Here is a 24,779-nt window from a genome sequence, read left to right as displayed (position 1 = left end):
ATGACCGATTTTGCAAATGCGCAGTCATTGACCGATCTGCCTCCAGTAACCGCTTGGCTGTCCGATATGGACGGCGTTTTGGTCAAGGAAAACCGTGCCCTACCTGGCGCTGTCGAATTTCTCGAGGCTCTTCGCCGCAAGGGCTTACCTTTCCTGGTGCTGACGAATAACTCCATTTTCACCAACCGTGACCTATCGGCGCGCCTGGCCAACTCGGGCCTCGACGTGCCTGAGGAATCGATTTGGACTAGTGCGAATGCGACAGCCGCATTCCTGAGCCAACAGTCCCCCAACTCCACAGCTTTCGTCATAGGCGAGGCCGGGCTCACCACCGCTCTACACAGCGCCGGCTACATCATGACGGACACAGACCCGGAGTATGTCGTGCTGGGCGAGGTGCGTTCCTACGACTTCCAGGCTTTGACGCGCGCGGTGCGTTTGATTGAACGCGGCGCCAAGTTCATTGCCACCAACCCGGACGTATCTGGCCCCTCCGATGAAGGTACGTTGCCAGCCACCGGCGCAATCGCCTCGATGATCACCGCAGCCACCGGTAAGCAGCCCTACTTCGTGGGTAAGCCGAACCCGGTGATGCTGCGCGCTGGGCTGAACAAGATTGGGGCCCACTCTGAGTCCGCCGCAATGGTCGGTGACCGTATGGACACCGATATTCAGGCCGGTGTTGAGGCGGGTCTGCGCGCACACCTGGTGCTGTCGGGTTCCATGACGCGCAACGACGTCAATAACTACCCCTTCCGTCCCTTCGCAATCCACGAGGGCATCGGGGACTTGATAGAACTAGTCGAACGTGCCGATGGTTAAATTGGTTTGACCGCGAGTGCGGCGGGCGGACGATGCTAACCCGCCGCACTCGTCCTAGGAGGCACTGAGGATGCGTTTAAGCATTTCCTCACAAACCTCATCCACCTGCGCACGGGCAACGACCGTCACCTCCGCTGCATGAGGATCATCAACAACCAGACCCGGATTCTCTTCGCTTGTGGAGATTCGAACACTGCGCATTTCGGTATAGAAAAGATCAGGTCGAACCATTGCCAAGGCGGTGATGGCATCGTGAGGATTGTTCCACGCCTTGCCATGAAACTTCCAGAAGATGTCGATCTCTGCTCCCAAGGCAGCCCCTAAAGCACCCGACCGGCGGATCCTATCGACCTGTTCCGGGTGGAACGAGATCGTCTCGGTGACATCAAGTCCCGTGACCGTGATTCTCGCTCCGGAACGGAAAACTTCGTCGGCGGCCACCGCATCGCATTTGAAATTATGCTCTGCAACCCTTGATTCAGACCTGAAGTCCCCTCCCATGATGTACAAGTTACGAATCGATCGAGCAAAGCTAGAGTCGAGGCGCATGGCTTGAGCAATGTTGGTTAACGGACCGACAGCTAGCACATCGATCTGTCCAGGATGTTCAACGACGCGGCGAACAATGCGTTCGACACCATCGGTCCGTCCGCCATAATCCTCCTCGGACAGATCTGCGAATTGGGTGCCCTCGTGGCCTGGCCACCAAACCTGTCTACCTGAAAGAGCATCCTGTTGTCCTGCAGATATCAGCGGCACCTCACTCCTACTCAACCTACACAGGCGCGAGGCAAGCCGTGCGCGCAGGGGGGTATCCCCATAGACGGTCGTCAATGTGTCGAGCTGGAGTTCGGGCGATCCGAGGATCAAGGCGAGGGCGAGGGCGTCGTCAACGTCCGTACCGATGTCTGTGTCGAAGATCAGTTGCGCGGTCATATCGTTGTCATTTCTCATGGGAGTCAAGTCATCCTTTGGAGCCCGAAGTGGCCAAGGACGCGGTGAAGTATTTTTGGAAAAACAGCAAGAGAATCATTGGAACGGTCGTCAACAGAACCGATGCGGCGAAAATCTTGCCGAAGTTCACTTCGAATTGTCCGTTGAGGTTAGCCAGAGCCACCGGCCCCAGAACCATTGACGGATCCGTCGCGATGAGCAGCGGCCACAGGTAGGCTCCCCATTGGAAGAGGAAGAGGGTGAAGCCCGCTCCTATGAGTGCTGATCTGGACAGCGGCAGGTAGATATGCCAGAAAACTCCGATCGTTCCTAACCCGTCAATGCGAGCAGCTTCTCCGAGTTCTTTGGGGATCCCTAGGAAGAACTGTCTCAGAACGAAGATCGCGAAGCCGTTGGCTAGACCAGGCACGATCAGCGCTGTGTAGGTGTTAGCCATGCCCCAGTCTCGGAATTGGTTGGCTAGAGGCACCGCGATGGCATCGAAAGGGATGAGGAAGCTTAGGACGACAATCCCGAATATGGCTTTATTTCCCTTAAAGCTGATGGCGCTCAGAGCGAATGCAGCTGCCGCGCTGATCATCAGGCCGAGTAGGATCGTGGTCGCGGTGACAACAATTGAATTGAAGACCGAGAGAGCAAAGGGTGAGTCGAGGAGAGCTGTGTAGTTCTCAAAGGTGATGCGGGTAGGAATGAGAAGGTCGGTACTCAAAGGGTAGAGGGATGAGAAGATCTCCGTCCCTGTCCGCAATGAAGATACAAACATCCATATGAGGGGTAGAGCGAAGAGTAGCCCGCTCATCCACACCAGCACGGTGACAAGTATTATGCGCGGTTTCGTCGTTGCGATCTGATGAGGTAGTGCCATGTGGATTAGTCCTCTTTGCTGAGCATACGGAACTGGACTGCGGTAATAACGGTGAGGAAAACCAGAAGAACCACCACTTGCGTCTGCCCAAGGTTTGCGTCCCCTAGCTGGAAGGTATTGTTGTATAGGTCGTACATTATGAGCCTTGTCGAATTGGCGGGTCCGCCCTGCGTAAGGATCTGAACCGGAACGAATGCCAGGACCGAAGACACAGTGTCAGCGACGACGACGAATGCCAAAGTTCTGCGAATCGACGGAATAGTAATGTTGAAGAACGACCTCCACCACCCTGCTCCATCAATCGCTGCGGCCTCGTAAAGCTCTGTGGGCACATCCTGAAGAGCAGCGATAATGAAAAGAGTCCAGTAACCGATTCCTACCCACGACATGAGGATGATGATCGCCATCAAGGCTTGCGATGAATCTGTGAGGAAAGGCTGCGTGGGAAGACCAAGGGCCTCAATCACTGCGTTGATCGGGCCGCGTGGCTGATAGGCGACCCCCCAAATGACGGTTGCGACAGCTGCTGGAGCGGCAACTGGAACGAAGACGGTTGTCCGGATGAGGTTGACCGCAGGCACCTTCTCATTGAGCAAGAGTGCCAGGAACAATGCGCAGATTACTTGGAAAGGAATGATCACTAGAAGGAATTTTCCGGTGACCCCCAAAACCGACCAGAAACCAGTATCTCCCAGAAGATATTCGTAATTTTCGAGCCCAACCCATTCGGGCCCATGGATCTGATTCGCGCCTTTTTGAAATGAGGCAACAACTGCTCCAACCATTGGCAACAGACGCAGTATGACAAGAAGGACTACGGCGGGAAGGAGAAACAGAACAGCTGAGAAGAGGCCCCGCCCCTGCCCCCGCCGAAATCCTCGTGTCATCACAGTCGGTCCCAGAGCCCCTGAAGTTCGAGTTCAGCGGCCTTTAGTGTCGCTTCCACAGACTCACCGTTACGGATATCCGAGAAGGCTCGACCGAGAACGTCTTGCATTTGAGTGAATCCGATAGTGTTGGGACGGTTGACTGCCGCTTTTTCCAACTCATCGAGCATCAGAGCACCCATGCCTTCAGTATTGGGGGGCATTGTCTGATCGAGACGTTCAATGTATCCGTCAAAGGATGCGGTGTTGGTCGGGGGGATGGTAATTGCCTCGACGGCAGCCGCACTGCCTTCGGGATCAATTGAAGCAAATTTGGCAAATTCGCGGGCAGCTTCGGCCTCGTCACTAGAGGAGGACACGCCAATCGCCCAGGAACCGGTCGACATCGCTGGCGTACCACCTTCGAACATCGGGTTAGGCGCATACCCCCAGTTAATGACCGGATCCCCTTCTCCGATCGGCGTAAGAGACCACGCACCTCCAACGAAGAAGGCAGATTTACCCGAAGCAAAAAGAACTGCCATCTGGTCGGTGGCAACGCCTCGAGGTGCAAGTCCGTCCTCGAAGAGGGAGCCGTACCAGTTCATGGCCTTGGTCCATCCCTCGTTGGTGAGGTCTGCGGTGAGCAGGTCGTCCCCCGTTGCACCGCTGCCACCACCTGCTGACTCGGCGAGAGGCTGGAGCTGGTAGTAGCGGTCGGTCTGGTCAAAGAGTAGGCCCCATTCAGCACCCGCTTGTTGAGCGGACTTCGCTGCTGCTGTGACCTGCTCCCACGTCCATCGCTGATCAGAGTCTGCGGGAGGAGCCTCGATTCCCGCTACGCTCAAAAGATCCTTGTTGTAATAAAGGTACTGCGCAGATGTCCACATGGGCAGTGCCCACATCTTTCCATCCCACATATTCGCGTCAACCGCTGGCGTAATCGAGGTCTTCTCAACTTCTCCCTGAAGATCAGTAAGGTCAGCAAGCCATCCTTTCGAGGCCATTGATCCAGCTGCCCCAGCATCAACCAGGAGTACATCAATCGAAGGATCATCAGCTCCGACGCGCTGTTGGATAACATTGTTGTACTGATCGAAAGGGATGTTTTCATACTTGACGTCAATGTTGGGATGCTTCTTCTCGAATGACTCGATAAGGGGGGCGAATGCCGTCTCAGGATCGGCACCAACGAAGGTGATGCTCTTCTTCTGGCCGTCACCGCCAACAGCATCAGATTCGCCTGCTGTCGAGGTTCCAGCGCCCGATGAACACGCAGCCAAACTTACGACTCCAAGAAGGGCGACCGCAGTCAGTGGCCTTTTCTTATTCTTCTTCACATTCTCTCCTTTGAGTTGTGCGATGGATTAACACTAAGACAATCTACACGAAGCGTCTACATGTGTAGATGTTAAAATGGGTCTACAGTAAACGCAAGCCACTTGAACAAAGATCTGCCCAAACACCTCAATCATCACGATGGAGTCATCACAGGAACATGGACCTTCACAAACGACCTACCAGAGATGATGTCGCCCGTAGAGCCGGTGTCTCGAGCGCTGTCGTCAGTTACGTCCTAAATAACGGCCCACGCCCCGTCGCTGATTGCACGCGTCAAAAAGTCCTTGACGCGGTGAAAGAGTTGAAATATCGACCCAACTCGGCAGCAAGAGCTTTCAGACTCCAGAAGTCCAATTCGATAGGACTTCTCGTACCGGACATCTCAAACCCCTTTTTCGCCGAACTCGCACGCGCTGTACGAGAGGCTGCATCAGCCTATGGATGCGCACTGATCCTCAACGATTCAGGTAGCACTTCATCCATCACCCAAGATCAGATCCGCTTCATTTCGGAACACCAACCCGATGGAGTCATCATCATCGGCCGAACTGCGCAGACCAATCTCGAAGCATTGCGTACTAATCACATTCGGTGTGTTGCGCTCGATGCCGCACAAACAGACACCCATATCCCAACTGTCAGCATCAACAATTATGTCGGAGCTCTAAGCGGCATCGAGCACCTCCTACAACACGGCCATGATCAAATCGCAATGATTGCAGGCTCAGATCGCAGCATCGCAGCAGACGCTCGCATCCAGGCATGGCACGATGCAACCGGGATCCCCATTACATCCCCTTTATTAAAACGCTCGGATTATTCCCGCGAAGGTGGGCTCAGAGCATGCCAAGAACTCCTGGAGTCCGGCCTCGAATTCACCGCACTATTCGTTGCTTCAGATATCCAAGCGGTCGGCGCCCTGCGCGCACTACACGAAGCCTCGATCGCCGTTCCCAGGGACTGCGCCATCGTTTCCTTCGACGGAACTCAGGAGGCACGCTTCACAACACCACCCCTAACCGTCATCGAACAACCCCTAACAACAATGGCAGAAAGAGCCCTCGCCTTACTCTTCGAGAATTCGAAAGAAAAACTGTCGAGTGTCATTGTTGAACACTCTTTAAGCATCCGAGATTCTTGTGGCTGCTCCTGCACATAAGAACAGCCAAGGCGAGGCATGACACCAGATTCATACCCCACTTTTGGTCTTCGTCATCGGTCCAACTCAACGGTCACACGACGAAGACGATAGCTCCACAACCAGTCGCCGCAATCAACGCACGACATTGAGAACATCACATCAACCCTGTTAGTTGAAGGTAAAGTCCCATACTCTGTTCTCACCAGGCCTCCATTGTGATTACGCGGATAGCCCGTCTGGCCTGGGCCGATAATCGCTTCAGACCTCCACGCTCCACCACCGGACCAAATGCTTGCGCCATCAATCGAAACGAGTTCCAGATTTGCCCCCACCCAGTCCGGTATTCCTACAGGGTACGGATGCTGCTCACGAACAACATAAAATCGATCCGTAGGCGGATCGTATGCAAAATCGGCGTTGTTTAGCCAATCGGCATTCCCGTCTGACCCCTTAAGTCCTTCCGTCGTGACGATCTTAGGTTCTCCTGCAACGACACCTGAGTCTTCATTAAGATCGAGCGGCATCCGATAAACCTTTGTCTCCTGGTCTGGCCCGGCATAGTTCTCCACCCAGAAGAGCAGAGCCGTTCCTAATTCGGGATCAATTGTTGTAGCACTCGGCTGCCCAACTCCCCACCTGGACGGATCCCTGGTTGAATCAAAAGACACAACTGGTATTGGATTCTTGACCCAGGGACCAGACAGATTTTTTGCGTAAGCAACACCTACTTCGTTGTGAGCACTAGCATCGCGATCATTACCTAGGTAAAACATCGCGTACCGGTAGTCCACCCCTGCCAACCGAGCATTTACACGGATAACTGAAGGATCACAGATATGGAATTGATCCCAGCTTCCAGCAGAAGCAGTCAAAGCTACCTGAGACTGCGTGACCACACCGGATTCGAGCAGATCTAAGCGAATATCATCAACAATCTGTCCTTCTTGCGAATTTTGACATGTCCATATCCATTCCTTTTCTCCCTGTCGAATAACTGAGGGCGCGTATGCATAGAACTCGCGTCCATGTGCTTGATCAAGGATTGGAACTGGGCTTACAGGGCTGACTACTCCAGTTGCTTGGGCTCCCGGAACCAGACCAATCAACACAAATACTCCAGCAAATAAGGTACAGAATCTTCTTCTCATACTCGCGAAACCTCCTTATCTACACGAGTAGCATTAGCATATTTACTACGATTCCCACACTCAAGGTTGACAACGCTTTACCTTTCATCACATCGTCACACCTAGTCGGCCTGTAGTCTGGCCTAATGACAAACGACTCCCATAAGGCCCGACTGTCCGAATTGGTCAAGGAATTGGCCGTCATCCACGAAAAGGTCACCCTGGCTTCGGGGCGCGAATCCGACTTCTACGTCGATATGCGCCGCGCAACCTTGCACCACGAGGCCTCCCCACTCATCGGCCACGTCATGCTCGACCTGCTCGAAGAGGCCGGTTTTGCTCCCGGCGTGGACTATGTGGCTTGCGGCGGCCTGACAATGGGCGCCGATCCTGTGGCCGCTGCTATGCTCCATGCTGCGGCCTCGCGCGGCCTGGACCTGGACGCTTTCGTGGTGCGCAAAGCAGCTAAAGACCACGGCATGAAGCGGCGCATTGAGGGCCCGGACGTTGTTGGTAAGCGCGTCGTCGTCCTCGAAGATACCTCCACAACGGGCGGGTCTCCCCTAGAGGCAGCGCGAGCGCTGACCGAGGCGGGGGCTGAGGTTGTAGCAGTCGCTGTGATTGTCGACCGCGCAACGGGAGCAAAAGAGGTCATCGAGGCCAAAGGCTTCCCCTACTTCTTCGCATTGGATCTGGAAGACCTGGGCTTGGCGTAAGTTAAGCACCAAATGGGCGACAGGGGTCACATGTGCGGGACTGACCGCATGACTCGGCGGACCACCGTCCTGGGAGCCAGCTTCATGGCTGCCATTGCCACCTTGTAAACGGCTGTCGGCGTCACCTGAACCTTTCCGATTCTGGTGGCGCCGAGTGCTTCTTCAACGACCTGTTCGGGAGTGGACATGAGGCAGTCGGGAGTTCCAGACATATCGACTCCCGCGTTGGTAAAGAAGTCGGTTTTGGTGGGTCCCGGGCATACGACGCTGGCGGTCACGCCCGTGCCTCGTAATTCTTCAGCCAGGCCCTCGGTGAAAGCGACGATCCACGCTTTGTGCGCCGAATAGGTGCCAGCTCCAGTGCGCGAGGCCACCGAAGAGACGTTGAGTATTGCGCCTCGGCCTCGCTGACGCATGGCACGAGCGGCTGCGTGGGAAAGGACCATGGGGGCGCGCACCATGACGTCAAGCCCGTTGAGTTCGGCTTCGAGGCTGTTGTCGGGGAATGAGGCACCCAGGCCAAAGCCCGCGTTATTCACTAGTAGTCCGATAGGCGCGGGGCCGCCCTCCTCGCCGGTTACTTCGAGGCGCCGGGCAACTTTATCGACGTCGGCTGGAATGGAAAGATCTGCGGGCAGAACTTCCGCAGGCACTCCAGCGACATTACGTAGCCGGTCGGCAAGATCTTCGAGGACGTCGACGCGCCTCGCGACAAGGACGAGGTCGTGTCCGGCAGAAGCCAGCTGCCAACAGAATTCTTCTCCCAGACCCGAGGTTGCCCCGGTGATTAGTGCTGTTCCCATGGTTCCAGCCTAGATGACGACCAAGACCCGAAGTTATCCCCAACCTGAAGCAACGCTGTTTCTAGATGGGTTCTATCCCTAAGATAGGGAATATCCTCGAGCCCACAGGAGGTCTCTCATGACCGATAGCCCACTGCCCGCAGAGTCACCTCAGCAAGGAGACGAAGCGGCACAGATTCTCGCTGAGCTCAAGGCACTCAATGAGAGAGCAGGGGATTTGTCCCAGCGTTTGAGCGATCTTGAAAACCGCGGCCGCGGCCGCGGCCAAGAAGCTACTCCTGCTGCGCAACAGGCCCCATCACAGGCTCATCCACAGCCGGCCGCGCCACAGCAAGCCATTCCCCAGCAAGTTCCGATGGCTCCACCTTCACAGCAGCCTCAACACGGCTACCAGTCAATACCTGGACACCAGGCCGCGCCCGGCCGCCCCTTCCCCCAACCTCCGGTTGGAACGCCGTACCAGGGGCCAGGACTAAACCCATTTGGGACTGCACCACAGATGCCCACACCTCCCGCAGCTGCACCGCAGATGATTCAACCGCAGCCGCAATCCCACCCTCAGCAGCCTCGCGTACGCAACGACGAATCGCGCATCGGCAAGTACCTACTATCGGGAGCGGCAGCCGTCCTCATCCTTTTAGCAGGTGCCACGCTCATGGCCATGCTCTGGGACTCGATTCCTAACATCGTCAAAGTCGGTGCCGTGATCGTTGTCGCCATCGCGCTGACCGCTACCGGAGCGATTCTTAACCAGACGAAACCTGCCCTCAGGGTTCCCGCCTCAACAGCTTTAGGCATTGGGGCGGGTCTCGGATTTGTTGGTTTCCTCGGAGGCACTCTTCTTGAAGTGTTCCCCTTGGTGGCCGCGTTCATCTGCATCATCATGTGGACAGTCGCCGTGACTTTTATTGCGGCCAAAACTCAATCTGCTTGGACCATTGGAGTATCAACGCTGGGCGGCATTGTCACGGTGATGCTTGCTTCCACCCAGGGAGCTCCTACCGCAGATAAAAGTCTTGCTGCGGCAATCATGGTCGTCGCATATTGCATCGCTTTGACGGTCACCGTGGCTCTGAGCTCTCGTTTCTTTGCGAGCTCCACGTTCCGGCCCATTTATCCGCTCACCGCCAGCATTGTCACCTTCGCTTCCGCGTTATCGGTCCCTTTCGAGGGAGCTATCGCAGCCTCTGCAATCGCTGGCCTACTGCTGTGCGTCTGCCTGTTGGCACTCCTCATTGTTCAGGTATTCCTGTGCATCGTATATTCGACGAACAAGGAATGGCGGTGGGCCTGGATCGCCGTTCCGATTGCGTACCTAATGACTTCGGGACGCGTCGAGTGGATGGTGGAAAACGACACGCAAGCCCTGATCTTCCACTACGCAGCAATGGCGGTCATCCTGGTGGCAGCCGGAGCCCTACTTCTTCCTCGTGTGGCCAAGGGGTCGCAAGTCGCCGCTTCCCTGTCGCTGACGGCTAGCATGGTCGTCGTTCTTTTTTCCACAAGAATCAACCTGGACGACTCTGACATCCATACCGTCATCACCCTGGCGGCGTTGCTGCTACCAGCGTGGGTCGAGTTCCGCTCCCGTTCCCACTACCACGTTTGGATTTTTTCGAGCCTAGGCTTACTCCAGCTGTTCGATCGCTCAACCATTATGGGAATCTGCCTGGGGATTGCTCTGCTCGTCCTCGTCATAGCCCTCATTGTCGGCGCGGACCGCCTGCACCCACGCGCCTCTGACGCAAAAATTCTCACGATCGTCTTGTGTTTCCTGCTCATGACACGCCTGCCTTTCCAGCTCGTCGCATTCTCGCAAGTGTTGGACGGGTCAAGCGGACGTAATTCTTTCGTGTGGACTCTAGCTGTGGTCGCTGCTTTCGCATTGATTGTCATTCTGGGAATCAGTGGCGGTATCCCCGGCGCCTACGATTTTGTCCGAGGGCAAAGACTGGGCGCTCGGCCTCGTATGGTGTCCAAGCCTGCGGCTGTTGCTAGGCAGGCAGCTTATCCGGGAGGCCCCATCCAGCAAGTCACAGTGCCTCAGCCAGACGCGCCCTCGTCACTCGCGGGCATCGTTGTTGCTGCTATCGGCGTGGCTGTCATGGTGACTATCGGAATCGCCGAGTTGGGTATGTCCTCTTGGGTTTTCAACGACTATGACGCTGAAGAATTCCCTGTTTATCATCTTTTGATGGGCGTCCTTTTGTTGGTTGTTGGCGCACTGGTTGCCTGGACGAATGCTCACGTTATTCGCCACACCATCACGGGGCTCATCACAGCAGCGGTGTGTACTTTGGCTCCCCTACAGGCTCTGACCACCGCAACAACAACCCCGATTAGCGGCATCCCAGCGAGCATCCTTTTGCTGGTCATTGGGGCTGGCGCGATTGCAGTTGGTTTCAAAGCCTCAGCGAAGGCGGTTCGCCTCTACGGCCTAACTGTTGTCATGCTCATGGTGTTGAAGATGGCTTTGTTGGATCTGGGGTCGCAATCGAACATTATGCGGGTCATCGCATTGCTCATCGCAGGTCTCATTTGCTTTGGACTGTCGATTATTTATTCCCGAGTGGATAATCGTTTGAAGGCAGATCCTGAGCAGGCGCCACCCAGCGCGCCCGTGCAGGCTCCGGTCCAGCCCATCTCAAATCCGCCGCAGGCTCAGCCCGAGCCTCCAGCTCAGACCAACAACCCCTTTGCCCCGCCGAACGCTTAGGCTGGTCACATGAGATTTGCGACCTGGAATGTCAATTCGATCCGTACCCGCTACGAACGCGTCTTGGCTTTCCTTCAACGCTCGGATGTTGACGTCTTAGCGATCCAAGAGATCAAGTGCAAGCCCGAACAGTTCCCGGCGGCTGCCTTCGAGGAAGCCGGTTTTGAGGTCCGCTGCCATGGGCTCAACCAATGGAACGGTGTTGCAGTTATTTCTCGCCTACCGATCTTGGATGTGCGCGATCATTTTCCCAGCCAGCCAGGTTTCGGCGATCCGGCAGTTATTGAGGCACGTGCTCTCGGCGTCACCGTCGATGTCTCTTCAACCGATGTTGGAAAGCAAGCTGGCTCGCCTTCGTCAATGACGATTTGGAGTCTGTACGTCCCCAACGGTCGCGAGTTGGACCATCCCCACTACGCCTACAAGTTGGAGTGGCTTGCAAGACTACGCGAGGATGGCAAGTCTTGGCTGGAAAGCGACCCGAGCGCATTGATCGCCCTCGTAGGTGATTGGAATGTCGCGCCCTTCGACCATGATGTGTGGGATATGTCGGCGTTCGAGGGCGCTACCCACGTGTCAGCCCCTGAACGTTCCGCCTTCTTTGCCTTCGCCGAGGACGGTTGGGTGGAGGTCACGCGCGATCGTGTTGATAACTACACCTACTGGGACTATCAAAAACTTCGATTCCCCAAGAATGAAGGCATGCGCATCGATTTCGCCTACTGTTCGCCATCCCTTGCCGCTCGAGTCACGCGAGCCCAGATTGATCGAGACGAACGCAAGGGCAAGGGCGCGTCAGATCATGTGCCTGTCATCATCGACTTCGTATAGTTTGGGCGTCCCTCGGCAGAGTTTTGGGCGTCCCTCGCGGGGAAAAAGTGGGACGAGCCTACTGGCCGTCGACGAGGGCGAGAAGCTGGTCGTTGAGCCTCGACCAATTGTCTCTGTGCCAGGGGCCAAAGGGCTCCTCACCCAGGAATACGCCAGCAACTCCGCGGCCGCGGTCCACCCAAATAAAGGATCCAGACACACCGAAGTGCCCAAAGGTATGCGGATCTGCCGCAATCCCCGTCCAGTGCGGATGCTTCGCGCCCCGAATTTCCACACCTAAACCCCACGGGCACGGATTGTGCCGCCCATACCCGGGCACAATTCCGGCCAGGTCAGGGAATTGAATGGTGCCAGCTTGCGCTGCCAGGTCAGCACTGACGAGCGTCGGATTGAGCAATTCTTGACCCAAAAGAATCAGGTCATCAACAGTTGAAATGCCCGAACGCGCAGGAGACCCCGTAACGTCAGTGGCCGACATGCCAAGCGGCTCGAGCACGGCCTTTTCGATCCAGCGCTGCACCGGCGTGCCCGTAGCCTCGCCAAGGATCTGCCCCAAGAGGTCAAAACCCGCATTCGAATACACTCGGCGCTTTTCGATTCCGAATTGAGACTGCGTCGACTCTGCAGGAAGGCCTGACGCGTGAGCAAGCAAGTGGCGAATAGTGGCCCCATTGACTCCCGCTTCAGTCTCCAGGCTGAGCAAACCCCAATCCACTGCTACCAGTGCCGACCATGCCGTCAGCACCTTGGTAACAGATTGGAGCTCATATCTGTGCGAAGTGTCCCCGCGCGAGTATAGAACCCGTTCGCTGCTGAGCAGGGCTAGCGAATGGTTGAAAGGAACGTCGAGAACCGTCATGCCCTGGTTTCTCGAGACTTGCGCAAGACTTTCGCATAAACCTCCAACACCTCGTCGGGTACAGAGGTTCCGACGTCAAGAATGAACTGGGCGGAAAGGTTGATCATCTGAACGCATAGCGCAAGGAATTCAGAGACGAATTCCTTGGCATCAATTGCGTCAGCCGCGTAGCGTGACGAAACCACTCCTCCGTACCAGTGACGTAGCAAGGTTTGTGCGGTCATGCGCGGCGTCAAAGCTAACTCAAGAGTTCCCTCGCGGATCATTCGTGAGACTTCGGCGGTGATGAAGTCCTCGATCGCTTGGAAACGGTACTTGTAGTGATTGTGTGCTGGATGAATTGGCGACGAGGCTTCGGTGGCCAGCATGGCGTCCAGGGCGAGAACTTGGTCGGCCTCAGGTTCGAGCGAAAAACGCATAAGTTGGATCGCGTAGTCGATGAGGGTACCGTTCGCGATGCCTTCTTCGGTGATCTCGTATTCAACTTTCTCCCCGAGGAGGATTTCACTCGGCTGGACCGCAACTTTGAAGATGCCGAGTCGGTCCTCAGCTCTCTTGACCACCGCCCGCAGAAGATCTTCTTTGGAAGGGTAGTGGTAGATCACTGCAGGGTGAGAGATCCCAACCTCGCGACCGAGGTCTCTGAGGGAGAAGCCGTGGTACCCGTTCTCTGCGATGAGTTTCATCGCCGAGATGAGAATGGACTCTCGGGTCTGTTGACCAACCGAATAGCCACCCCGAGACTTCTTCTGAGCAGCCACGACACCTCCCTTCCGAACCGTGCGTATGTTCTCTCTGGAACAATAGTGTCATAGTTCCTGAAAAAGTCACCCATTCCTGGGAAACTTTTCACCCGTTCTGAGGATGCGAGTCTGCCACAGATACTTCAAGCCCCTCCAAATCATCGGTCATAGTCACTTCAACAAGGTGCCCATCACCAACTTCTCCGGCAAGCAACATGCGCGCCAATCTATCTCCAATCTCACGTTGAATGAGGCGACGCAAGGGTCTGGCACCATATGCCGGATCGTATCCAGCGTGGGTCAACCAACCGCGCGCAGGCTCGGACACATCCAAAACAATTCGACGATCCGAAAGCCGATCAGCCATCTGCGCAACCATCAGATCGACGATGCCTGCAAGCTCATCACTACCCAGAGGATGGAACATGACGGTCTCATCAAGCCGATTCAAAAACTCCGGCTTGAAGGCGCTGGTGACCATTGACATGACAGCGTCTTTCTTCGACTGCTCATCCAAGCTCGGATCAACGAGGAACTGGGATCCCAAATTCGACGTCAAAATCAGGATTGTGTTGCGGAAATCAACGGTACGACCTTGCCCGTCGGTCAGCCGACCATCGTCGAGCACCTGAAGTAAAACATCAAAGATCTCCGGATCCGCCTTTTCTACCTCATCCAGGAGGATCACCGAATAGGGACGACGTCGAACGGCCTCGGTCAATTGACCACCCTGCTCGTAGCCAACATATCCGGGAGGAGCCCCTACAAGTCTGGCAACCGAATGCTTCTCGGAATACTCCGACATATCAATGCGAATCATGGCCCGCTCATCATCGAAGAGGAACTCGGCGAGGGACTTTGCCAATTCAGTTTTGCCGACGCCGGTCGGGCCAAGGAAGAGGAAGGACCCTGTTGGACGATTCGGGTCGGCAAGACCCGCCCGCGACCTGCGCACCGCGTCCGCTACAGCAGCCACCGCTTCCTTTTGGCCGATGAGCCGTTGGCCAATGACCGCCTCCATGTCCAGGAGCTTTTCCGACTCAGTTTGCAAGAGTTTGCCGGTGGGAATACCTGTCCACGCTTCAACAACTTCGGCGATTTCAGCTGGACCTACCTTTTCAGCGATCATCGGTTCCGCGTCGTGAATAGCCTCGGCCGACTCGGCACGCGCTTCCTCTTCGGCAATCTGACGTTCGATCTGGGGAATCTCACCATTTTGCAAACGTCCTGCTTCTTCCCAACGATTCTCACGGACCGCAAGGTCAAGCTGGGTTCGCAACTCATCGAGTTGGACACGCAGGTCACCGACACGATTGTGTCCGGCTTTTTCAGCTTCCCATCGACTCGTCAGAGCATTGAGTTCTTCCTGTTTGTCGGCAAGGTCTGCGCGCAACTTGTCGAGGCGGTCTTGAGTGGCCTCGTCGGCTGCATCCGAGTCCGACTCAGTCAGGTACGACTCTTCCATGCGCAGACGGTCGACGCTGCGCCGCAGTTCATCGATCTCAACAGGGCTTGAATCGAGCTCCATACGAAGACGCGACGCAGCCTCGTCAATGAGGTCGATGGCCTTGTCGGGGAGCTGTCTGCCGGTGATGTAACGATCTGACAGGGCCGCGGCAGCGACGAGGGCGCCGTCAGAGATCGTCACTTTGTGGTGGGCCTCGTATTTTGGCGCAATGCCTCGCAAGATAGCGACCGTGTCTTCGACGCTGGGTTCGCCAACAAAGACCTGTTGGAACCGCCGTTCGAGGGCTGGGTCTTTCTCAATGTTCTCACGATATTCGTCGAGAGTGGTGGCACCGACCATGCGCAGTTCTCCCCGCGCAAGCATGGGCTTGAGCATGTTGCCAGCATCCATTGCGCCCTCGGCCCCGCCGCCGGCTCCAACCACGGTGTGCAGCTCATCAATGAAGGTGATGATCTGTCCATCGGAGCCTTCAATTTCAGCGAGAACCGCTTTGAGTCGTTCTTCAAACTCGCCGCGGTATTTTGCACCGGCAACCATGGATGAGATATCAAGAGACACCAGTCGTTTGTCTCGCAAAGACTCGGGAACATCTCCTGCAACTATGCGCTGCGCGAGACCTTCGACGACGGCGGTCTTACCGACTCCTGGTTCGCCGATGAGAACAGGATTGTTCTTTGTACGTCGGCTTAACACCTGAACGACGCGACGAATCTCCGTATCCCTGCCAATAACCGGGTCGAGTTTGCCTTCGCGCGCAACTTCGGTCAGGTCCCGCCCGTATTTGGACAGTGCTTCAAAGGATCCTTCCGGATCCGCACTCGTAATGGGTTCGGGGCGCAGTTGGTCGAGCGCGCTCACGAGGGCGTCGCCCGTTGCTCCGTTAGTTGACAGGATTTTTCCAGCCTCGTCAAATGCGCCTGCAAGAGCGATCAACAGATGTTCAGTGGACACATACTGGTCCCCTTTGTCCGAGGCACGCTTTTGAGCGACGCTGATCACCTGCATGAGCCCTCGCGAGGTCTGTGGTTGCCCAGCGGAGGCACCTTGGGTCGAGGGTAGGGCAACGAGGGCGTTGCGGGTACGCGCGCCGATCGTCATGCGGTCTGCGCCGACGGCTTCTAGCAGGGAAATGGCGATGCCTTCGGGCTGAGTGAGCAGGGCTTGGAGCAGGTGCAGTGTCTCTACCTGGGGGTTGCCCGCAGCACTGGCGGACTGTAATGCGCTGGCGAAGGCTTCTTGTGCTTTGGTCGTGAAATCTGCGGTCATATCTTCTCCTAGAGGCTCGCGTCGTACGTGTGGACGCATCTGAAGAGTTCAACGATTTCAAACTTGAGTCTATTCCACTCAATTTAATTTCTCGCTCGATAAGAGTTGTCTTCACCAACAGAGAACAACGCCCCGCGAACCCTTGAGGTCCGCGGGGCATGAGTACAAACTGAGCGCACAGGCTACGGCCTTTACTCTGCTGCCGTTTCTTCCTGCCCTTTTTCAGGGTCTGAAAGTTCGAAACGCCCAGCAACATGAGCAAAGAGCTGCAATGTAGTCGACAGTGCACACTGACACTGCTGCAAGAGCTGGGCATCAGTAGCACCAAACTCATAGTCCGCATTCACTTCACCCATGACGCGCAAACTTCCATCCTCATTACGTCGGAAGTATGCCTTGGGCCAAAGCCTTTCGCGGTGCCAATCCTCGATGAGGATCTCCAACTCCTCTTCGCGCTCTTCTGGCACAGTCAGACGCATGAAGGACAAGATGCTCAGGACTTCTTTCTGCTCTCCTGAAAAACGGAAGTAGAAAGCGTTGTCATCCCAATTCCCTGCCAAGTCACCGTCATCGTCAATATGCCAGAACCAGCCCTGATTATCAAAGAGTCGGCACAGCCGTTCCTGGCTGATGGGGCGAACCGCATCGGGGATGTACGGATCGTTCTTCATACGATTGTCCTCCTCAGCCGTTCAGTTCGTCGGCCAGCGCCTGGTAGAAACTATGAGCCGTGCCCAATGCACACCGAATGTGTTGTAGGAGCTGCTCATCAGTCACTCCTTTGGCCCAGTCCAACGCATTCTCTGTAAAGACACGAATGCTGCCGTCATCTGCGATCCGGTGATAGCACTTAGGCCACAGGTGATCATGATGCCAGCGACGAATAAACTGGCGGATCTGGTCTAGTTTTTCCATATCCGCGGTGTTGTTCCACTGCGAGTAGACCTCAAGGATTTCTTTATCCTTGCCAATCAACAAGAAGAAGAACTGGCAGTTGTCCCAAGTACCACCCAGGTCACCCTCGTTATCAACAAACCAGTTCCAGCCTTGTGAATCCAAAACTGCCTTAATACGGTCCTGTGAAATGGGGGTTGGACGATTCTCATTAGCCGCCGGCACAGTGGGCGCAGCCTGAACACCAGCTGGAGCATCAGGAGGCTGCGGGCTGGCCTGTGTCGGCTCTGCTACACCCGAAACGTCAGGCGCAGGCTGAGGTTGTGGGGTCGACTGCGAATCAGAGCGATCCCGATTGAAGAATGAGAACAAACCCATGCATCTTCTCCTGTCTCAAACGGATTCCCATCGTAGTAGACACCGCTGGCATCTGCGTGACTCGATGGCAGGATATCCATATGATGTCAGCCCAATTCTTTGAGTCCAACCCCACCCAGCGCCGCGCACCCAAATGGCTGGACGACATTCACGGCGCGCAAGCACTTGCCTGGGCCCGCGAGCGCAACTCCGAAGCAGAACACGCCCTCGGCGGACCAATCTTCGACGACCTCAAGCGCAATATTTTTGAAGTCCTCACCAGTCCAGACAGGATTCCCGGAGTTCGGATCCGAGGAGAATGGGCATACAACTTCTGGACTGATGAATCCCACCCTCGCGGACTGTGGCGCCGGCAAAACTCCGATGCCTACCTTGAAGGCGAAGACCAGTGGGAGGTCCTCATTGACGTCGACGCATTAGCCGAACAGGAAAATCGTTCCCTAGTTTGGCACGGGGCGTCGGTGCTTTTCCCGCAGCGCAACCGCGCCCTCGTCGATCTTTCCGAGGCCGGTTCAGACGCCGACGAGACCCGCGAGTTCGACTTAGATACCAAGACCTGGGTACTCCCTGAGAGCTCACCTTTCCATCGACCCACCGCCAAAGGATCCTTGTCGTGGGTGAGTCGGGATCGGGCGTGGGCGCGCACTGACTTTGGCGAGGGGACAATGTCTGCTTCCGGCTACCCCCTCCAAGCACGCCTCTTAGATCGTGGCCAAGAACTGTCTGACGCGCCCCTCCTCGTTCAAGGACTACCCTGCGACCTCGGAGTTTTTGTCGGCACCGACCTCACCCCCGGTTTCGAACGTTCCTGGGTTCAAGTGGCTCATGACTTCATGAACTCCACCACCTGGCTCATCCCGCACCCCATCACTGTGGCTACGCGCGACGAGGACGGCCGGATTGTCCCGGCGAACGCCCACAGAATCGACATTCCCTCCGACGCGTCACTATCAACCTGGCGCGAGTGGATGCTGGTCTCACCCCGCGTTGAGTGGATTCTTAAAGACCATACATTCCCGGCAGGTTGCCTGGTGGCTTTCCGGCTCGATGATTTCCTGGCCGGAACCATCCAGCCTGAGGTGCTATTCCAACCCGATTCACATACGTGCCTTCAGGGAATGACCACAACGCTCAATCACTTGGTGCTCTCCACCCTGGTTGATGTCGTCCCCACCTTGACGGTGCTCACTCCCCCAACCCAGGACGGGAAATGGAGCCGACGCGACTTAGACGTGACCCGGCTGGGCGTCAAAGGACTGCATGTGCCGCCGCTGTGCCACGCTTCTGCTGGCGAAGTCAGTCCCATCGACGACGACCGCCTATGGCTGACGGTCAGTGGCTTCACCACGCCGACGTCGCTTCTAATTACCGAACTTGACGCGCTCACTGGCGCCCCACAGGCCACCAGAGTTGTCCGCCATGGACCGGAGATGTTTGACGCAACAGGCGTTGAGGTTTCTCAACATTTTGCCACCAGCGCTGACGGTACTCGCGTCCCTTATTTCCAAGTTGGTCGACCCGCGGGGCATCCACTTTTTAATGCGAATGCTCCAACCCTGCTCTATGGGTACGGAGGCTTCGGCATCAATCAAACCCCCGGATATTCGGGAGTTTTGGGCCGTGCCCTTCTGTCTAAGGGCGGCACCTACGTGGTGGCAAATATCCGAGGCGGCGGGGAATACGGACCCGACTGGCATGAGGCGGCGCGGGCCCAAAATAAGCACCGTTCCTACGAGGACTTTGAAGCTGTTGCCCTCGACCTCATCTCCCGCGGAGTCACCACACCTTCACGCCTGGGAATCCGGGGAGGTTCTAACGGCGGGCTCCTGACGGGCAACATGTACGTTCGCAGCCCTCAACTTTTTGGGGCGGTCGTCATCCAAGCACCTCTGCTGGACATGCGCCGCTACACCTCAATGCTGGCTGGAGCCTCCTGGATTGCCGAATACGGCAACCCCAATGACCCTCAGCAGTGGGAGTGGGTGCAGCAATTCAGCCCGTTCCACCTCTGGGATCCTGCGCAAAACTACCCGCCCGTCCTCGTGACCACATCTACAGCAGACGATCGCGTCCACCCGGCGCACGCCCGCACTTTCGCGTGGATGCTGCGCGAAGGCTTAGCCGACGTCACTTACTACGAGAACATCGAGGGCGGCCATTCGGGGGCGGCCGACGCCCAGCAGCGGGCGCACATGGATGCCTTGGTGTGGTCGTTCTTGTGGCAGACGCTGGGTAGGTGAACGAGGCCGGCCCCGCAGGATCAGTGTCAGTAGAGCTCAGAAGCGCGAACCTCAGTAGCGCGTCGGATTCATCATCTGGCGACGGCGAGCGTTGACCTTAACCAGCATGACGATGCCGATAACACCCACGATGATGCCGATCAATCCGATAGCGGTAGCCCACCCAAAGCCGACCAACCCAGCGTTGGTCAAAGAACCAGGGTCGACACCTGTAATGCCTGTGAGTTGTGCGTTGCCTTCCATACCGCAGTTCACGGTGTAGGAACCGGGCTTTAAGCCATTGGCAATGAAGGAGGTATTAGCTCCGGGGACACTTTCCATGGCATGTTCGGTGCCATCGCTACCTATCAGGGAGCAGTTGTACACGTCGTACCCGTTCGAGGCGATGATGTAGCTGCCCGAATCGTCAACCGTGACGGTGTCGCCGTTGGACAGCATGCCCGCGTCGGACACGAGCGAACCCATGTCGATGCTGGAGAAAATGCCAATGAGTAGAGCGATGGGGGCCGCGACGACTGCCAGCACAATGCCCACCACCAGGGTGAGAACTCCTGGGGTGCGGCTCGGCAGATTGCCTGCGGGTTTGGGGACGCCTGCGAAGGGAGCACCTCCCGCCGTGGGGCCGGCAGCGGAAGAGTAGGCGGGGCCAGACGATTGAGAATACTGCGGGGCTCCGGTGGAATACGAGCCCGAGGAGGGTTGTTGACCGTTGACAACACCGTACTGGGGCCAGGGAGTTTCGACCTGCGGATCGGGAGCGGCGCCTTCAGAGCGCTGCCCGTATCGAGGTTCTTCAGGCTGGTTCGGGGTCGACATGGCTTCCTCCACTGAGTCCAGATGTTCCCTTCCAGGGTATCGACGCACACTGACACTGACGACCGGAAAACCCCACTCTCAGGGATTATTCAGGGATGTCCCCTCAAGCACCTGCTGCACCCAGGCGTTCTTCGCGCAGTTCGGCAACTCCTGGGACATTCAGCGGAGCCAGTTCCATTCCAGTGGCTCGAGCGAGCAGCAGGTCGGCTAGTTCAGGATTTCGTGCGAGGACGGGTCCGTGCATGTAGGTTGCAATGATTGACCCTTGAACCGCGCCGTCGATTGCTTGCGCGACAGGGGTGGCACCTTTCGGCGTACCGTTGCCGACACCGGCGATGACGCGACCCAGCGGCTGGGCCTCGGGGCCGAGCAGCGTGCCACCACCGTGGTTTTCAAAGCCGGTCAAGGGCTGAGTAAGTCCTTTGATTAATGGCTCTGTGGCGAGTTCACCGATCGCTCGCTGACCTTGAGGATCGGTGGTGATATCAAGGATTCCCAGCCCCTCGACACGCTGCCCCGTAGCATCGCGGTACCAGTGCCCCAGCACTTGCAAAGAGGCGCAGATTGCGAGCAGTGGACGCCCAGCCTCGACGGCTTTGACCAGACCGGAATCGGCACGCAATTTCTGAGCTGCGACCGCTTGGGCGGTGTCTTCCCCGCCTCCAAGCGAATAAAGATCAAGCCCTTCCGGAATCGCATCATTGAGGCCAACTTGGACAATCTCAGCCTGGATGCCGCGGCGGCACGCGCGCTCTTTGAGAACAATGGCGTTACCCGTATCTCCGTAAGTTCCCAAAACTTCAGGCATGAGAACACCGATGCTCAGCGTCGATTCACTCATCGCTGCTCCTTCTTCTCGCGCGCATCAAGAATGGTTTTAAAGTCACGCAGGGCCGTGTAGTTCAGGAGCATTTCAACGCTTCCAGGCGAACATGCGGCCACCGCTTCCATCGGAGTTTTCACCAGCATGCAGTGGATTCCAGCGTATTCGAGGCGGACCGCCAAGTCCGCGCCTCGTTCACCGCAGGCCACCACCTTGCGTTGCGAGCCTTCTAGAAGCATGGAGAAGTCCACATCCCACAGCCACGACAGGTCAGTTCCGTCCGGCACCTGGCCATTGACTCCAATGATCACTTGTTCAACGCGCCTGTCGATCATTGTCATGGCTTCTTGCCAGCCCGCCGGGTTCTTCGCGAGCATGATGCGGATGGCTCGCCCATCCACGTCATGAGTTGAATAGCGTCCGGCTACCTCGCGTACCGATGTCATTGCCTGCACCGCATCATGCGCGTCAACACCCAGGGCCACTGCCGCAGCAACCGCGTGGGCTGCGTTTCCTAGGTTGGCGCGCCCCGGCAAATTCAGTTCGAGGGCGACGCTGATACCCTCGGGCCCGTTGAGAGTGGCGGTAGGGCCTCCACTTTTTTCCGGTGATAAGTCGATATCGCTGAGCCACCAGTGTGGGTCGGGACGCGACGAAATTTCGGGAAGAATCTCCCCCTCGTCGGACGGGACCAAATGCCACCCATCCTCGTCGCGGACAACCCTGCCGCCTCGCGGATAAGCGGTCGAATCGTTGCCCCAGCTGGCCCCAGCAGCTACCCACACAACATTCTTAGCCGACGCAGCGGCGGAAACGATTAAGGGATCATCACAGTTGGCTACGACAATCGCGTTCGGATTTTCTTCCACAGCCTGACGCAGCCGACGTTCAACGGAGCCGATCTCTCCAACGCGATCGAGCTGGTCACGCGAGAGGTTGAGGAGCACAAAAACGGCGGGGCGCACGCAGCGGGCCACGGCGGGCACGTGCATTTCGTCAACTTCGAGGGCGGCAAAGCGCGCACTGCGGGAGTTCATGAGAGCTGTAATCACACCGGAGGTCATATTGTCGCCGTTGGTGTTGGAGGCAACCTCGCCAAGCTGGGACAGGGCCGTGCGCATCATGCGGGTAGTGGTGGATTTGCCGTTGGTTGCCGAGACGATCACCGATTGAACGGGCCTGGCAAGGTCTGACAGCACCGAAGGAGAGATTTTCAAGGCCACTTCACCACCGATCATGCCTCCTGCCCCTCTTCCCAGGGCCCGCGATGCGGAGCGAGCAGCGCTTCCGGCCAGGACAGCAATCTGGGAACGCAGTGGAAGGCGTAACGAGTGGTGGCGGTCAGTCATGTCATTCAGCGTAGCGCCCACCTTGGCTCTTCCGTTTTACCTATCCTGTGACGTACCGTTGAATATACAGTGGCCCACACCACACTAGGTATGAGTCATCATGATGAGGCATCGCACTGCCGCGAATTAACGGCGGTGATTATTCGACGGCGCGAACTGTGCCTTCGATGACGCGCACACCCGATGGGCCAGCTTCGATAACGGCACGCACTTTGCGAGTTGGACGAGGCATCGATGAAGGTCTCCACGGCTGCCACACTGCGACCTCGCCGCCAGCAGACGAGGACGGACGCTGGCCTCGTTGTATTGGACGCACTTCACCGGTAGTGGTTGCAGCAAAGACTCGGTTGCGGCGCGATTCAACTTCCTCGAGACGGGAGTGGAGGATCGCACGCTCTTCTTCGAGGGCTTCGACTTTTCGTTCAAGTTCGAGGATTTTTTGGATGCCTGCCAGGTTGATGCCATCTTCTTGGCTCATCCGCTGGACGTCGCGCAAGCGTTGGACGTCGCGTCGGGTGTAGCGTCTGCCCCCGCCCTTGGTGCGTGCGGGGGTGACGAGGCCGAGACGGTCGTACTGGCGCAGCGTTTGGGCGTGCATGCCAGCCAATTCGGCGGCCACGGAAATGACGAAGGTCAGGTCTGCGTCACCATTGGTGTTCTTGCGTCTGGGCGCCATGTTGGATCACGCCTTCGCCTGTTCGACGAGGCCGTCGCGAGGGTTGAACCCTTCGAAGGATTTGGCGAGCTCCTCCATGGCTTTCTTTTGTTCGCGAGACAGTTTGTCTGGCACGCGAACCTGGATGTCCACCAGCAAGTCACCCGGCTTCTTCGAGGTCTGCACTCCCTTGCCTCGCACGCGTAGCGTGGAGCCGGACTGAGTACCAGCGGGCACCTTGACGGTAACCGTATTGCCATCCATGAGGGGAACTTGAACCTTGGTGCCCAGGGCGGCTTCAGCGAATGTCACGGGCACGGTGACGCGTAGGTTGTCGCCGTCGCGAAGGAACACCGGATGCGCCGAAACATTGATCGTGACCTCAAGGTCTCCGGCTGGGCCGCCGTTAGTACCGGGCTGCCCCTTGCCTTTGAGCCTGATCTTTTGGCCGTTCTTCACCCCTGCAGGGACGCGAACCTTCAGCGATTTTCCGTCCACGCCCACTGAGAGCATGGCGCCGTCTAGGGATTCGCGCAGCGAGATGGTCATCGAGGCTTTGCGGTCGGCACCCTTGGAAGCTCTGGGAGCACCAAAGCCTGGGCCGCCGCCGAAGCCGCCGCCAAACCCAGCTCCCCCGCCGCCTCCAAAGAGACCACCGAGGATGTCCTCGAAACCTGTGCCGCCTGCACCGTTCGTGGAGAAGCGGACGTTTCCGCCAGAGAAAGCGCCACCGAAGAGGTCGGACAGGTCCGGCCCACCAGCGCCGCTACCCGCCGAGAAGCGGGCTCCTCCGCCAGCCATCTGCCGGATAGCGTCGTAGCGTTGACGTTGTTCCTTGTTGGAGAGCACCGAATAGGCTTCGCCGATCTCCTTGAATTTCGCTTCGGCTTTTTCGTCTCCCGGGTTCTGGTCGGGGTGCCACGTGCGCGCGAGCTTGCGATAGGCTTTTTTAATCGTCACATCGTCGGCGTCTTTGGCAACTCCCAGCGTCTTGTAGAAGTCCTTACCAAACCATTCCTGTTCACTCACCGCAGGTCACCTCCTTGTCAGAATCGCGGGCGCTGATGCGCCCGTGTGCGGCTGTGGGGATTCGATCGTGTGAACAC

The 24,779-nt window shown here is 57.1% G+C and carries 22 protein-coding genes; 6 read left to right on the top strand and 16 right to left on the bottom strand.

The genetic code is table 11. The annotated features are described in order from the left end of the window. Entirely contained in the window at positions 1–822 is an 822-nt protein-coding gene (locus G439_RS0101525; RefSeq protein ID WP_022867430.1) for an HAD-IIA family hydrolase, read from the top strand. Positions 823–876: 54 nt separating this feature from the next. Here the strand turns inward: G439_RS0101525 and G439_RS10730 are convergent, their stop codons facing one another. The 4 genes from G439_RS10730 to G439_RS0101505 all read right to left on the bottom strand — a co-directional run bounded on the left by G439_RS10730 (position 877) and on the right by G439_RS0101505 (position 4,847). Further along, the gene (locus G439_RS10730) at positions 877–1,776 is read right to left on the bottom strand and encodes a nucleoside hydrolase (protein WP_022867429.1); all 900 of its coding nucleotides are present in this window, start codon (positions 1,774–1,776) and stop codon (positions 877–879) included. A gap of 10 nt (positions 1,777–1,786) precedes the next feature. Then, the gene (locus G439_RS10725) at positions 1,787–2,641 is read right to left on the bottom strand and encodes a carbohydrate ABC transporter permease (RefSeq protein ID WP_083940729.1); all 855 of its coding nucleotides are present in this window, start codon (positions 2,639–2,641) and stop codon (positions 1,787–1,789) included. A gap of 5 nt (positions 2,642–2,646) precedes the next feature. Further along, the gene (locus tag G439_RS0101510; RefSeq protein WP_243442536.1) at positions 2,647–3,426 is read right to left on the bottom strand and encodes a carbohydrate ABC transporter permease; all 780 of its coding nucleotides are present in this window, start codon (positions 3,424–3,426) and stop codon (positions 2,647–2,649) included. A 101-nt stretch (positions 3,427–3,527) separates the two neighbouring features. Next, a complete protein-coding gene (locus G439_RS0101505; RefSeq protein ID WP_022867426.1) occupies positions 3,528–4,847 on the bottom strand; it encodes an ABC transporter substrate-binding protein in 1,320 nt (439 codons plus the stop codon). A gap of 158 nt (positions 4,848–5,005) precedes the next feature. Here G439_RS0101505 and G439_RS0101500 point away from each other — a divergent pair, with 158 nt between their 5' ends. Next, complete coding sequence (locus G439_RS0101500) at positions 5,006–6,007, top strand: LacI family DNA-binding transcriptional regulator (RefSeq protein WP_022867425.1); 1,002 nt, start codon at positions 5,006–5,008, stop codon at positions 6,005–6,007. Between the two features lie 53 nt (positions 6,008–6,060). On the opposite strand, the gene G439_RS0101495 is transcribed toward G439_RS0101500, so the two are convergent. Then, the gene (locus G439_RS0101495) at positions 6,061–7,137 is read right to left on the bottom strand and encodes a glycoside hydrolase family protein (RefSeq protein WP_131333466.1); all 1,077 of its coding nucleotides are present in this window, start codon (positions 7,135–7,137) and stop codon (positions 6,061–6,063) included. Between the two features lie 125 nt (positions 7,138–7,262). Here G439_RS0101495 and pyrE point away from each other — a divergent pair, with 125 nt between their 5' ends. Further along, positions 7,263–7,832: an orotate phosphoribosyltransferase gene (pyrE, locus tag G439_RS0101490; RefSeq protein WP_022867423.1), complete on the top strand. Its 570-nt coding sequence runs from the start codon at positions 7,263–7,265 to the stop codon at positions 7,830–7,832. Positions 7,833–7,858: 26 nt separating this feature from the next. Here the strand turns inward: pyrE and G439_RS0101485 are convergent, their stop codons facing one another. Continuing rightward, positions 7,859–8,635: an SDR family NAD(P)-dependent oxidoreductase gene (locus tag G439_RS0101485; RefSeq protein WP_022867422.1), complete on the bottom strand. Its 777-nt coding sequence runs from the start codon at positions 8,633–8,635 to the stop codon at positions 7,859–7,861. Positions 8,636–8,753: 118 nt separating this feature from the next. On the opposite strand from G439_RS0101485, the gene G439_RS0101480 reads away from it, so the two are divergent. Both G439_RS0101480 and G439_RS0101475 read left to right on the top strand, forming a co-directional pair. Further along, the gene (locus G439_RS0101480) at positions 8,754–11,351 is read left to right on the top strand and encodes a DUF2339 domain-containing protein (protein ID WP_022867421.1); all 2,598 of its coding nucleotides are present in this window, start codon (positions 8,754–8,756) and stop codon (positions 11,349–11,351) included. A 9-nt stretch (positions 11,352–11,360) separates the two neighbouring features. Beyond that, positions 11,361–12,182 carry an exodeoxyribonuclease III gene (locus G439_RS0101475; RefSeq protein ID WP_022867420.1) on the top strand — a complete coding sequence of 274 codons (822 nt, stop codon included), beginning with the start codon at positions 11,361–11,363 and terminating at the stop codon, positions 12,180–12,182. A 58-nt stretch (positions 12,183–12,240) separates the two neighbouring features. Here G439_RS0101475 and G439_RS0101470 read toward each other — a convergent pair whose 3' ends face one another. The 5 genes from G439_RS0101470 to G439_RS0101450 form a co-directional block, all read right to left on the bottom strand. After that, positions 12,241–13,041 carry a serine hydrolase domain-containing protein gene (locus G439_RS0101470; protein WP_022867419.1) on the bottom strand — a complete coding sequence of 267 codons (801 nt, stop codon included), beginning with the start codon at positions 13,039–13,041 and terminating at the stop codon, positions 12,241–12,243. Further along, positions 13,038–13,802, bottom strand: a complete 765-nt coding sequence (locus tag G439_RS0101465; RefSeq protein WP_022867418.1) for a TetR/AcrR family transcriptional regulator — start codon at positions 13,800–13,802, stop codon at positions 13,038–13,040. The genes G439_RS0101470 and G439_RS0101465 overlap by 4 nt, the downstream gene beginning before the upstream one ends. Positions 13,803–13,890: 88 nt before the next feature. Further along, entirely contained in the window at positions 13,891–16,518 is a 2,628-nt protein-coding gene (locus tag G439_RS0101460; RefSeq protein ID WP_022867417.1) for an ATP-dependent Clp protease ATP-binding subunit, read from the bottom strand. Between the two features lie 191 nt (positions 16,519–16,709). After that, positions 16,710–17,189 carry a type III secretion system chaperone family protein gene (locus tag G439_RS0101455; RefSeq protein ID WP_022867416.1) on the bottom strand — a complete coding sequence of 160 codons (480 nt, stop codon included), beginning with the start codon at positions 17,187–17,189 and terminating at the stop codon, positions 16,710–16,712. A 13-nt stretch (positions 17,190–17,202) separates the two neighbouring features. After that, positions 17,203–17,790, bottom strand: a complete 588-nt coding sequence (locus G439_RS0101450) for a type III secretion system chaperone family protein (RefSeq protein WP_022867415.1) — start codon at positions 17,788–17,790, stop codon at positions 17,203–17,205. Between the two features lie 80 nt (positions 17,791–17,870). Here G439_RS0101450 and G439_RS0101445 point away from each other — a divergent pair, with 80 nt between their 5' ends. Further along, positions 17,871–20,030 (top strand): prolyl oligopeptidase family serine peptidase, encoded by a 2,160-nt coding sequence (locus tag G439_RS0101445; RefSeq protein WP_022867414.1) that lies wholly within the window; start codon positions 17,871–17,873, stop codon positions 20,028–20,030. Positions 20,031–20,081: 51 nt separating this feature from the next. Here the strand turns inward: G439_RS0101445 and G439_RS0101440 are convergent, their stop codons facing one another. From G439_RS0101440 to G439_RS0101420, 5 genes are all read right to left on the bottom strand, one after another. Continuing rightward, the gene (locus G439_RS0101440) at positions 20,082–20,846 is read right to left on the bottom strand and encodes a hypothetical protein (RefSeq protein ID WP_022867413.1); all 765 of its coding nucleotides are present in this window, start codon (positions 20,844–20,846) and stop codon (positions 20,082–20,084) included. Between the two features lie 103 nt (positions 20,847–20,949). Further along, on the bottom strand, positions 20,950–21,687 hold the full coding sequence (locus G439_RS0101435) for a type 1 glutamine amidotransferase (RefSeq protein WP_022867412.1): 738 nt from the start codon (positions 21,685–21,687) through the stop codon (positions 20,950–20,952). Then, positions 21,684–23,018, bottom strand: coding sequence for a Mur ligase family protein (locus G439_RS0101430; protein ID WP_026459270.1), 1,335 nt, complete (start codon positions 23,016–23,018; stop codon positions 21,684–21,686). Before G439_RS0101430 ends, G439_RS0101435 begins: the two co-directional genes overlap by 4 nt. A 139-nt stretch (positions 23,019–23,157) precedes the next feature. Then, entirely contained in the window at positions 23,158–23,694 is a 537-nt protein-coding gene (locus tag G439_RS0101425) for a heat shock protein transcriptional repressor HspR (protein ID WP_022867410.1), read from the bottom strand. Positions 23,695–23,700: 6 nt separating this feature from the next. Then, a complete protein-coding gene (locus G439_RS0101420; RefSeq protein WP_022867409.1) occupies positions 23,701–24,702 on the bottom strand; it encodes a DnaJ C-terminal domain-containing protein in 1,002 nt (333 codons plus the stop codon). Positions 24,703–24,779: the final 77 nt, after the last annotated feature.

Origin of the sequence: Schaalia vaccimaxillae DSM 15804 (assembly GCF_000420425.1) — a bacterium.
Classification (GTDB): Bacteria; Actinomycetota; Actinomycetes; order Actinomycetales; family Actinomycetaceae; genus Pauljensenia; species Pauljensenia vaccimaxillae.
Note: the sequence above shows the minus strand (reverse complement) of the source record. Positions and strands in the feature narration are given on the sequence as shown.